At 39.1% G+C, this 11,502-nt stretch carries 10 protein-coding genes; 8 read left to right on the top strand and 2 right to left on the bottom strand.

Going from position 1 to position 11,502, the window contains the following annotated elements:
- The first annotated feature begins 176 nt into the window (after nucleotides 1-176).
- Together M948_RS43205 and M948_RS32815 are read left to right on the top strand one after the other, a co-directional pair.
- Nucleotides 177-338 (top strand): hypothetical protein, encoded by a 162-nt coding sequence (locus M948_RS43205; RefSeq protein WP_155974793.1) that lies wholly within the window; start codon nucleotides 177-179, stop codon nucleotides 336-338.
- Nucleotides 331-546, top strand: a complete 216-nt coding sequence (locus M948_RS32815) for a hypothetical protein (protein ID WP_021290707.1) — start codon at nucleotides 331-333, stop codon at nucleotides 544-546. Before M948_RS43205 ends, M948_RS32815 begins: the two co-directional genes overlap by 8 nt.
- Before the next feature lie 100 nt (nucleotides 547-646).
- Here the strand turns inward: M948_RS32815 and M948_RS32810 are convergent, their stop codons facing one another.
- Together M948_RS32810 and M948_RS32805 are read right to left on the bottom strand one after the other, a co-directional pair.
- Nucleotides 647-955: a hypothetical protein gene (locus M948_RS32810; protein WP_021290706.1), complete on the bottom strand. Its 309-nt coding sequence runs from the start codon at nucleotides 953-955 to the stop codon at nucleotides 647-649.
- A gap of 115 nt (nucleotides 956-1,070) precedes the next feature.
- A complete protein-coding gene (locus M948_RS32805) occupies nucleotides 1,071-1,964 on the bottom strand; it encodes a LysR family transcriptional regulator (RefSeq protein ID WP_021290705.1) in 894 nt (297 codons plus the stop codon).
- Between the two features lie 154 nt (nucleotides 1,965-2,118).
- On the opposite strand from M948_RS32805, the gene M948_RS32800 reads away from it, so the two are divergent.
- From M948_RS32800 to M948_RS32775, 6 genes are all read left to right on the top strand, one after another.
- On the top strand, nucleotides 2,119-4,296 hold the full coding sequence (locus M948_RS32800; protein WP_021290704.1) for a malate synthase G: 2,178 nt from the start codon (nucleotides 2,119-2,121) through the stop codon (nucleotides 4,294-4,296).
- Between the two features lie 263 nt (nucleotides 4,297-4,559).
- A complete protein-coding gene (locus M948_RS32795) occupies nucleotides 4,560-5,879 on the top strand; it encodes an FAD-binding oxidoreductase (RefSeq protein ID WP_021290703.1) in 1,320 nt (439 codons plus the stop codon).
- The gene (locus M948_RS32790; protein ID WP_021290702.1) at nucleotides 5,880-7,256 is read left to right on the top strand and encodes a (Fe-S)-binding protein; all 1,377 of its coding nucleotides are present in this window, start codon (nucleotides 5,880-5,882) and stop codon (nucleotides 7,254-7,256) included.
- A 12-nt stretch (nucleotides 7,257-7,268) separates the two neighbouring features.
- A complete protein-coding gene (locus tag M948_RS32785; RefSeq protein ID WP_021290701.1) occupies nucleotides 7,269-8,729 on the top strand; it encodes an FAD-linked oxidase C-terminal domain-containing protein in 1,461 nt (486 codons plus the stop codon).
- A gap of 24 nt (nucleotides 8,730-8,753) precedes the next feature.
- On the top strand, nucleotides 8,754-9,542 hold the full coding sequence (locus M948_RS32780; RefSeq protein WP_021290700.1) for a fumarylacetoacetate hydrolase family protein: 789 nt from the start codon (nucleotides 8,754-8,756) through the stop codon (nucleotides 9,540-9,542).
- Between the two features lie 93 nt (nucleotides 9,543-9,635).
- Nucleotides 9,636-11,402 (top strand): L-lactate permease, encoded by a 1,767-nt coding sequence (locus tag M948_RS32775; protein ID WP_031335414.1) that lies wholly within the window; start codon nucleotides 9,636-9,638, stop codon nucleotides 11,400-11,402.
- Nucleotides 11,403-11,502 lie beyond the last annotated feature (100 nt).

Genomic DNA, 11,502 nt, shown 5'->3' with positions numbered 1-11,502 from the left:
TAATTTTGATACTAACTTCTATAAAGATTACATTAACGATTAACGAAGCTTCTATAAGTTATGAGATGTCATTTCTCCATTTGTCTATATATCGAAAAGAATTATCTCCTGTTGAAATCAGTCAGATTAAATTTTTCCGGATTCGTTGGAAAACGAAAGCAGCGGAGATAAAAAGAGTGAAAGGATGGAATTGGAGAGTTGCTGATTTTGGCAAAGAAGAGGTTTTCGATTATTTACTGGATGTTGCAAATAAGCATCAAATAAAAGTTGATAAAACAAAGGATTACCTTATCCTAGAAAAGCAGAATCAAATTGAGGAGGAGAAGGGGAATGGTTAAATCGATAAAAGGACAGTTTATTTTATCCATGTTTGTGGCTATCGCTTTTATTTATAACACATCTAATTTTACTGATTTCATAAAAGAAGATGCGTTCCATCTTCCTTATGTGATGTTTTATGTTGCCATGATAGCATCCGTTTTTAATGCAGGTATCTGTACACAAAAGTATGTGGAATTTAGAAAGAATGCAAAAGGTAAAAATTAAGGAAAACGACATCGTTATACAGTAAAGCGCAAATTGTCGAACTTATGCTGGTATCAACTGAAGTAATTTTTGCTATTTTCGTAACCAGAAGCTGGTAGTGCTAGTCTGGATGATTATAATGATGAAGGTTCTTTAACAACCCAATAAACAGTAAATATAGAAAGTAAGCTCCTAAATAAAGGCCGCTGATTTGAAAAAAAGGATTTAATAAGATGGCATGAATATCTGTCATTAACACGGTATTGTTTTTAATGACCTGATAAATGGATGTAGCAACGATATTACCGAAAACAAGTGCTGCAAATAGTGCAGCAAAGGTAAACATAATATGTGTTTTTCTATAACGCCGTTGAATATAATACATCCATGCAGGAATGAAGATACTTCCTAGGATCAATAGGAGTTTCATACACATCACCTCAGAGCAGTTGGTCTCATTAGTTATGTGTAATTGATGGGAAAACCATTCCTTAAATATTTACCTTTGGATCTTAGGAAGAATTGTCCCTAAGAACGCCTGTCTATCAATATTCATAAGTAACATACTGTTCTGCTGAACCAATAAATTCCCTAACAGCAAATGATAAGTATTTATTTCTTTTCCATATCATGCCTAACTCTAAATGTACGGTTGGATTTGTAAATGGAACTGTTTTAATTGCCTTCGTATGAATCTGTTTACAGATTTTACTCGGCAATAAAGCTATTCCTAATTTTGCCTCTACCATTTCAATCATGAAGTCTTTTTGTGAGCTTTCACAGACGATCGTTGGTTGGAAACCGTGCAGTTGACATGCTTCCATAATGCGGTCATGAAGGGAAAAGTCATGTCGATATAAGATGAACGATTCCTGCCTTATATCGAAAAAATCGATTGATTCTCTTTTCGCTAATGGATGATTGGCATGTACAATTAACATAAGGGGATCTTTAAGTAATTTAATGATTTCGAAGCTTTCGTTCTTAATTGGTATATTACATATCAATCCAATATCAAGCTCTCCCTCATTAACACCTTGTTTAATTTTATTACTCCCCACCTCATGTAGTGTCATATCAAAGGAGGGGTGGGCTTCCTTATAATTACTAATGAGTTTAGAAAAAAAGGCGGCACCAATAATCGGTGGAATTCCGATTTTAATTTCTCCTTTTTTGAGATGGATGACATCGTTTAATTCCGAGGTTAAATTATTAAAAGCATCAAGCACATTCATAGCATTGATTAGAAAAGCTTGACCAGCATCCGTGAGCTCCAGCTGCTTTGAACCACGAAAGAATAGAGTTGCCCCGAGTTCGTTTTCCAAGTTTTTAATCGTTTTACTTAAGGAAGGCTGAGATATATGAAGAACGGAAGCGGCTTTGGTAAAGTTTCTTTGCTTCGCAACTTCTGCAAAATATTCTACTTGCCTAATATCCATCATATCCCTCTTTTATAAAACAGAATGTGTAATTGTACCTTATTATACTGCAAGGTATAGCTAAAAGGAATAGTGTCCATGCAAAACATATATTTTAGTTTCTATTCTCTACAGATTAAAATAAGAATTAGATAGCTGAAAAAGGAGGAATAGCATGACGGAATATGTAACAGTAGGGAATTTACAAGTTGCCAACGAACTTTATCAATTTGTTCATGCAGAAGCATTACCGGAAACTGGCCTAAATGAATCAAAGTTTTGGGCAGATGTTGAAGGGCTCATTTCTGATTTAACTCCAAAAAATCATGCTTTGATAGAAGAGCGTAAGATGTTCCAAAAAAAGGTCGATGCGTGGCATAAGGATCATGATGGATATGATTTTCAAGCATATCAATTATTTTTAGAAGAAATCGGATATATCGAGCCTAAAGTTGAAGATTTTGCCATTATGACAGAGAATGTCGATGATGTGATAACTATGCAATCAGGGCCACAATTGGTTGTACCGATTGATAATGCTCGCTATGCAATTAATGCAGCAAATGCTCGCTGGGGTTCACTTTATGATGCATTATATGGAACCGATGTCATTACTGAAGCAGGGGGAGCAGAAAAGACAGCAGCTTATAATCCAATACGAGGAGAGAAGGTAATTTCATTTGCCAAAGCGTTTTTAGATCAACACATACCTCTGTCGGCTTCTTCCCACAAATCAGTTACGAAATACGTTGTCATAAACGGGAAGTTGGAAGTATCACTTGAGAATGGTGAGACTGCTAGACTGCTGGATGAATCCAAGTTTATTGGTTATCGAGGAGTACCTGGAAACCTGGAAGCAGTATTATTCAAGAACAATGGTCTCCATATAGAAATTCAAATTGATGAAAATGACTCCATTGGTCAATCAGATAAGGCAGGAGTTAAAGACGTACTTATCGAATCTGCAACGTCATGTATTATGGATTGTGAAGATTCGGTGGCAGCCGTTGATGCAGAGGACAAAACACGTGTATATAGAAATTGGTTGGGTTTAAACCGTGGTAATTTAACTTCGGCTTTCACCAAAAATGGGAAGGAAATCAATCGAACTTTAAATCCCGATCGAAGTTACACTGGAACAAATGGAGAGAACATAACACTACCTGGTCGCGTACTTATGTTTATCCGTAACGTTGGCCATTTAATGACAACCAATGCTATTCTCAATCAGCATGGTGAAGAAATTCCTGAAGGGATAATGGATGGTGTGTTTACGAGCTTGATGGCCAAACATGATGTATTAGGGAATAGCCCATTTCAAAATTCACAAAAAGCATCCATTTATATTGTGAAACCGAAAATGCATGGGTCGAAGGAAGTTGCTTTTGCGAATGAATTATTTAATCGGGTTGAAGATATACTGGAACTGCCTCGTCACACGATTAAAATTGGTGTCATGGATGAAGAACGCCGGACAACGTTAAACTTGAAAAATTGCATTCATGAAGTAAAAGATCGAATTGTATTTATTAACACTGGCTTTTTAGATCGTACTGGTGATGAAATCCATACGTCGATGGAAGCAGGTCCGATGATTCGTAAAGGTGAGATGAAATCATCTAAATGGCTGAATGGGTATGAAAAAAACAATGTACTAACTGGATTAGGAACGGGAATGAAAGGAAAAGCACAAATTGGTAAAGGAATGTGGGCGATGCCAGACTTAATGTCAGAGATGCTAGCCCAAAAAGGTGGTCATCTACAGGCTGGTGGAAATACGGCTTGGGTGCCTTCACCGACAGCTGCTACGCTCCATGCCCTTCATTATCATGAAATAGACGTAAAGAAAGTGCAATCGGAGTTAGAGAAAGAGACAGTGAATTACCAAACGGATATATTACAATTGCCTGTAGCCCACAATAGAAATTGGTCAACTGAAGAAATACAAGAGGAGCTGGATAATAGCGCACAAACATTACTAGGTTACGTTGTTCGTTGGGTAGATCAAGGGGTTGGCTGTTCGAAGGTTCCTGATATCAAAGATGTAGCATTAATGGAGGATCGTGCAACATTACGTATTTCCAGTCAAATGTTAGCGAATTGGCTTCATCATGGAATTTGTACCAAGCAACAAATCATGGATACATTGAAGCGGATGGCGAAAATCGTAGATAAGCAAAATGAAAAAGACTCAGCATATCGTGCGATGGTACCAAACTATCATGAATCGATTGCTTTTCAAGCTGCTTGCGATCTTGTGTTGAAAGGTAAAGAACAACCAAGTGGTTATACAGAACCAATTCTTCATAAACGTCGGTTGGAAGCAAAAGAAAAACACCAAGTAAAGAGCTAAATAGATAATATATATTGGAAGAGGGGGAATAGCGGTCCCCCTTTTCCTTACTGAATTTTCTATATTATAAAGTCTAAATAGAACCTAAAAATTTTCATTATTTTGAATTTATAATTGACTTTAATATCTACCAGTGGTTTACTTAGTAACAAATCATTCATCAGATATCTGATGATAATGGAACAGTTATCTTTGAAAACGGTTACTTATAAACAGGCGAATGGCTGCTCTCAAGTATGATTTCCAGTAAAGGAGGAAGATTCATGGTTTCTTCTCATCAGGATACTGACTTGTGCACGGAACCTGAAGTGCTTAGAACAAATAATGAACTAGGACATCCGCTTGGTAATGGCGGTGAGGAATTCGTTGACTGTTACAGTGAAGCTGATATTTCAAAAACATTAGCATATGCCTATGAAACTAATCGAACGGTAAACATTATTTCAGGTGGAACAAAACGGGGATATGGAGGACAAATTGAACAAGCAGATATCTTATTATCACTAAAACATTACAAGGGGATTGTCGAACATTCCGTTGGAGATTTAACGATGACAGTTCGACCTGGTACCACAATAAAAGAAATTACGGACGAATTAAGTCCATTTGGGCAATGCCTCGCACTGGATCCACCATGGCCGGAACAAGCAACTATCGGTGGTGTGATAGCTGCGAATGATAGCGGGCCCAAGAGATTGCTTTATGGGTCTGCCAGAGATTTTGTTATTGGAACTCGGATTGTTTATGCAGACGGCAGGATTATTCGTACAGGTGGGAAAGTGGTTAAGAATGTAGCTGGATACGATATGAATAAGTTATTTATTGGTTCAATGGGGACACTTGGTGTTATTAGTGAAATAACATTGAAATTACGACCAATACCTAAATATGAGGGAGTCTCCATTTTACACTTTCAGAATGGTCAGGAGATGGCTATTCGGAAGTTTGCCGTTCACCTGCTAGATTCTATGCTGGAACCGGTTTGCTTGGAGGTCCTAACACCATCTGTTGCTAAAAAAATGACTGGAAAAAATCAATATGCCCTTGTAATTGCATTTGAAGACCGTGAACGTGCAGTCCGTGAACAAGAAAAATGGATACAGGAGCATATTCCCAAGGAAGCTGTGCTTACAATATTCCATCAGCATGAGGCAAGCGAATGGTGGGGGCAGTTTTACCATTTAGGCGCGAGTCGATGTAACACCACAGACGATGTGAAAATCCAAGCAGCGTTGAAAATAGGAAGCAATAATTTAGATGTACTTGATAATTTACAAATAGCTTGTCAGCTTGCAGATGATATTGGTGTATATGTAGAAGGACATGGGGGAGTGGGGCATGGGATTACAAAAATTTTTATGGAAGGGTTTCCAGAAGCATTCATCTCCTTTGTTGAATTACTACGGAAAAAAGTGGAAGAGCGACATGGATATGTCTTATGTACCCATCTACCATTCGTCTTAAGACAGAAAATTTCTGTTTGGGGGGATAAACCAGAACATTTCTTCCTATTAGATGGTATTAAGCAAGTCAATGACCCAAAGCGCATCCTCAATCGCAAACGCTATGTAGGAGGGTTATAAATGGCTGATAACAAAGGCAGACTAGTTGATTTATTAAGCAAAGACAATGTTGAGTCGGGAGCACCTTGTGAAACAAAAAGACTAGGTAATTACTTATGGGATGATCCCCCTGACGAAAATAAATGGGCAGATTGTGTACATTGTGGGATGTGTTTGGAAGCTTGTCCAACCTATCAAGAAACAGGAGAAGAACAACAATCACCTCGAGGAAGAGTCTATTTAATTAAAGCAGTTGCAGAAGGAAAAATTGATGTAAATGATGCCTTTGCAAAACCTGTCTTTGACTGCCTTGATTGTCGAGCTTGTGAAACCGCATGTCCTGCTGATGTGCAAGTGGGAGGTTTAATTGAAGAAGCTAGGGGACAAATTCGTCAGGCGCTGCCATTAACGGGGTTCGCTGGTGTTTTTAGTAGAACGGTTTTAAGAGGTATTTTTCCACATCAAAATCGTATCAACACACTTGGGGGATTGATGCGGTTTTATCAGAAAAGCGGTATGCAACAATTGGCAAGAAAATCGGGTGTTCTTCGAATAATGCCAACCCATTTGAAAGACATGGAAGCGATTCTTCCTGAGGTAGGCAAACCTGTACAAGGGAGATTCCCTGATGTAGTTCCGGCAGAAGGGATACCTAAGCAGCGTGTAGCTATTCTAACAGGTTGTATTATGGATGTAATGTTTAGTGATGTGAATGAAGCGACGATTCGCGTACTAACCCATAACGGATTTGAGGTTGGTCTTCCTAAACGGCAGGGATGTTGTGGGGCACTTCATGTACATGCTGGTGAACGGGAAACTGGGAAGAAACTTGCAAAACAAAACATCGAAGCATTTAAGGAGTATGATAAGGTACTTGTTAATGCTGCAGGGTGTGGTTGCGCATTACAGGAGTATCCAGAATTATTTAAAGATGACCCAGATATGTTGCCTTTAGCAGAGGCTTTTTCAAGTAAGGTGGAAGATGTATCGAAATTTTTATATGACAATGATTTTAAACGGCCTACAGCCGAGCTTAAAACAAAAATAACTTATCATGATGCTTGTCATTTAGCACATGGTCAAGGTGTACGCTTTGAACCACGCCATATTTTAAGCGAAATACCAGGAGTGGAAATGGTAGATTTACCAGATGCAGATAGATGTTGTGGCAGTGCTGGAATTTATAATTTAACGCATCCAGAAATGGCTGGCAAATTGCTTGATCGCAAGATAGATGACATTCCAGAGCAAGTAGAGATGGTATCGATGGGGAATCCGGGGTGTATGCTTCAGATTGCAATGGGTGTAACGAAATACGGAAGAAGTGAAAAAGTTGTTCACACCGTTCAATTGCTTGATTGGGCATATGAGAAAGAAAAATCAGCGACTACTTCATAAAGGATGTGAATCATGTTGTTTGGAAAGGATCGAAAAGCAACAAAGCCAGATGCAATTATCCAACAATTAATGCGTATCGTTGGTCAAAAAGAAGTGCTTTATTTACAAGAAGATCTTATTTCCTATGAGTGTGATGGATATACCATGTCCAAAGGAATGCCAAAAGCAGTCGTATTTGTAAACAATACCAAACAGGTTTCTGATGTTGTGAAGTATTTGAATAAGCAAGGAATTCCATATATTGCACGCGGTGCTGGGACAGGGCTTAGTGGAGGAGCAACACCACTTGGTGGGGAGGTATTAATCAGTTTAGTTCGTATGAAAAAAATGCTGCACCTTGATTTAGAAAATAGGAAAGCGGTTGTGGAACCAGGCTATATTAATCTGAAACTGACGCAGTCCATTTCAGATAAAGGGTATTATTATGCACCAGATCCCTCCAGTCAATATGCCTGTACGATTGGCGGTAATGTAGCTGAAAATTCAGGAGGTGCGCATTGTTTAAAGTATGGCGTAACGACCAATCATATTTTGGGACTTGAAGTTGTACTGCCTACTGGTGAAATTATTGAACTTGGGGAGGATGGTGTGCCAGACCGTCCCGGATATGACTTGTTAGGTCTATTGACTGGGTCAGAAGGGACTCTAGGGATTGTAACAAAGATAACCGTTAAAGTGTTAAAGAATCCAGAGGCAAAAAAAACGGTTCTAGCATATTTCGACGACATAGCAGATGCAAGTCAGGCAGTTTCTGAGATTATTGCTGCTGGCATTATTCCTGCAGCACTTGAAATGATGGATCAGATAGCCATCGAAGGGGTTGAATCTGCTGCTTATCCAGTTGGGCACCCAAGAGATATTGCTGCTTTTTTACTTATTGAGGTAGATGGAGTCGCTGCTGGAATCGAAGATCAGATAGATGAAATCCTTACTGTTTGTAAAGATAATCAAGTTCGGGAAGTGAAGGTAGCAAGAGATGAGGCGGAACGTGGACTTTGGTGGGCGAACCGTAAAATGGGATTTGGTGCTATGGGAGCGATTTCTCCTGATTACCTCGTACAGGATGGTGTTATTCCAAGAACTCGTTTACCTGAAGTACTAACAAAGATCGCCGAAATTAGTAAGAAATATGACCTTAGAATCGCTAATATATTTCATGCAGGAGATGGAAATTTACATCCACTGATTTTGTTTGATGCCCGTATTCCTGGACAAAGTGAACGTGCATCAAGCGCGGGCTCAGCGTGTTTAAAAGTTTGTGCAGATGTTGGTGGTTCCATTACAGGAGAGCATGGGGTTGGTATTGAAAAATCAGATGAAATGCGGTTTATTTTTCATGATGATGAAATAGAGGCTCAAACAAAGATACGTGCTGTATTTAATCCAGATGATCGATTGAACCCTGGTAAACTATTTCCACAGCCTGGTCGTTGTGTGGAAGTAAAGCAAGAAATGAGCAAAGAAGGATTGTAATTTTAGTAGGGAGGGTGAAGATAGATGAAATTTGCAAGGTTTAAAACAAATGATCGTAGAATTCTTCAAGGGATAGTGGACAAGGATTATGTCCAACAGATCAGTGGTGATTTATTTACCGAATGGAGTTATACCGGAGAAAGCTATGAAATGGAAGAGATTGAACTATTAGCACCGCTTACTCCAAAGCATATTATTGGAATTGGCGCAAATTATGTTAGCCAGACAACTGACTTGCCAGATCAGCTGCCCGATATGCCTGTTTTTTTCTATAAACCTATCTCCTCGGTAATTGGTAGTAATCGGTCTATTATTATTCCAAAAAACTGTGGAGAAGTGAAATTCGAAGCAGAACTTGCCGTTGTCATAGGAAAACAAGCGAGTAATATTAATGAAAATGAAGTGACAGATTATATTTTTGGTTATACGGTTGCAAATGATGTAACTGCCCCGCAATTTTTTCACGAAGCTGGTCACTGGACGATTGGAAAGTCGTTCGACTCGTTTACCCCCCTTGGGCCATACATTGAGACGGAGTTAGATCCAGATGAAATAAAGGTGGAAGCATATTTAAACGGACAAAAAAAGCAGGATAGTTCTACGAAATTGATGATTTTTTCGATGAGACAAATGGTTGCTTATTTATCAAACGTGATGACACTCCAACCTGGAGATATCATTCTAACCGGAAGCCCTGTCGGAGCAGAGATGATGAAGGATGGCGATGAAATTAGTTGTGAGATAGCAGAAATTGGAATACTTAGAAACGCTGTGAAACAATATCAAGCTATTGAAATGAATAGTAAAGCTTAATAAAAATATCCGTTAACAACAATGTTGCTTTCTTGGTTATAGGAGGTGATATTGTTGTTTTCTATAAAAAATTTTATTAAGGGGGATATGATCATGAGTAATGGGTTGTTAGCAATTTTAGCATTTCTGCCGATAATTGTTGTTGCTGTATTCCTAGTAGGACTAAAGTGGCCAGCAAGCAAGGCAATGCCACTTTCTTATCTTTGTGCTGTGTTATTAGCTTTGTTTGTTTGGGATGTAGCTTTTCCGAAGGTCGCAGCTGCTTCCGTGCATGGACTGATTGTTGCCATTACGCTCTTATTTATTATCTTTGGTGCTATTTTACTTTTGAATACATTACAAGAAAGCGGCGGTCTTCACACCATTCGTAGAGGTTTTACCGACATTACCCCGGATCGACGTATTCAGGTGATTATCATTGCTTGGTTATTTGGTTCATTTATTGAGGGCTCTGCAGGATTTGGTACACCAGCAGCAGTAGCCGTTCCATTATTGGTAGGGCTTGGGTTTCCAGCAATGGCAGCCGTTGTATCAGGGATGATTATCCAAAGCACACCAGTTTCTTTTGGTGCTGTCGGAACTCCTATGATTGTAGGCGTGGGCAGCGGTATTGAACCACTTACACAAATCACAGACGTTTCTACTTTCGTATTTGGTGTCGCAGGGAAGGTAGCCCTCCTGCATGCTATAGCGGGACTATTTATTCCTTTATTTTTAGTAAGTATTCTAACTAGATTCTTCGGGAAGAACAGATCATTTAGCGAAGGTTTAAAGGTGTGGAAGTTTGCACTCTTTGCATCTTTAGCAATGACCATTCCGTATGTGATTGTTGCAAACGTCTTAGGTCCAGAATTTCCAGCAATGATTGGCGGGCTTATCGGATTATTAATTGTTATTCCAGCAGCTAAAAAAGGTTTTCTCATGCCTAAAAATGATGAAATTTGGGAGTTTGAGGCAAAAGATCGTTGGGATCCTACCTGGACAGGGAAAATTGAACTCAAACAAAGTGATATTTATGCTGGTAAAATAAGTATGTGGCGTGCATGGACACCTTACGTACTGATTGCAATTTTATTGCTAATTTCCAGACTGACAGAAGTCGGAGACTGGCTAAAATCCGTTACATTTACACTTCCAAATATATTTGGTACAGAAATATCGTCAAGTTGGGAAATTTTATTCTCCCCGGGTTTTATCTTTATCGTTGTTGCCGTTATTACCTATTATATCCATGGAATGAAAGGACAAGATTTTGCCAGAGCATGGAAGGATTCAGCCCGAACGATGATTCTCGCGGGATCTGCGCTTGTCTTTACAGTGCCGATGGTGCAAGTATTCCTCAATTCTGATGGTGGTGCAGCGGGGTATCAGGAGATGCCGCTTGTACTTGCAGAAGGAGTTGCAAATCTTGCTGGTTCGGTTTACCCAATATTTGCAACGTTCATTGGAGGACTTGGTGCGTTTGTAGCTGGAAGTAATACAGTTAGTAATATGATGTTCTCTCTATTCCAATATGGAGTTGGAGACCAAATCGGTGGAAATCCGACTTGGATGGTTGCTTTGCAAGCAGTTGGTGGTGCTGCCGGAAATATGATATGTGTGCATAATGTCGTTGCAGCATCTGCCGTAGTTGGTTTAGTTGGAAAGGAAGGGCATGTCATACGTAAAACATTACTGCCATTTTGCTATTACGCATTATTATTAGGGTCCGTAGGTTATTCGATTATGTGGACAGCTGAAAAAGGCATATTTAATATTGGCTCAATTCTAGCTATGATTATTTGGGGAATTATCATTTACATCATTGCAACAAACAACAGGCGGCTGAACGCACTCGAAAAAAATCGTCATATTGCTTAGAGACATACGCGTAATATCTTTCAAGAAGCTTTCGTCTTTCGGACTGACGAAAGCTTCTTTTTTAATATCGCAAAAATTATCAAAACATACCTGTTCCTAT

The sequence above is a fragment of the Virgibacillus sp. CM-4 genome, from assembly GCF_000445495.1.
Taxonomy (GTDB): Bacteria; Bacillota; Bacilli; order Bacillales; family Amphibacillaceae; genus Virgibacillus; species Virgibacillus salexigens.
Note: the sequence above shows the minus strand (reverse complement) of the source record. Positions and strands in the feature narration are given on the sequence as shown.

Bases quoted from the DNA above. Each gene is read 5' to 3' on its own strand.
- M948_RS32815 (WP_021290707.1), top strand. From the start codon at position 331: ATGGTTAAATCGATAAAAGGACAGTTTATTTTATCCATGTTTGTGGCT.
- M948_RS32810 (WP_021290706.1), bottom strand. From the start codon at position 955: ATGAAACTCCTATTGATCCTAGGAAGTATCTTCATTCCTGCATGGATG.
- M948_RS32805 (WP_021290705.1), bottom strand. From the start codon at position 1,964: ATGGATATTAGGCAAGTAGAATATTTTGCAGAAGTTGCGAAGCAAAGA.
- M948_RS32800 (WP_021290704.1), top strand. From the start codon at position 2,119: ATGACGGAATATGTAACAGTAGGGAATTTACAAGTTGCCAACGAACTT.
- M948_RS32795 (WP_021290703.1), top strand. From the start codon at position 4,560: ATGGTTTCTTCTCATCAGGATACTGACTTGTGCACGGAACCTGAAGTG.
- M948_RS32790 (WP_021290702.1), top strand. From the start codon at position 5,880: ATGGCTGATAACAAAGGCAGACTAGTTGATTTATTAAGCAAAGACAAT.
- M948_RS32785 (WP_021290701.1), top strand. From the start codon at position 7,269: ATGTTGTTTGGAAAGGATCGAAAAGCAACAAAGCCAGATGCAATTATC.
- M948_RS32780 (WP_021290700.1), top strand. From the start codon at position 8,754: ATGAAATTTGCAAGGTTTAAAACAAATGATCGTAGAATTCTTCAAGGG.
- M948_RS32775 (WP_031335414.1), top strand. From the start codon at position 9,636: ATGAGTAATGGGTTGTTAGCAATTTTAGCATTTCTGCCGATAATTGTT.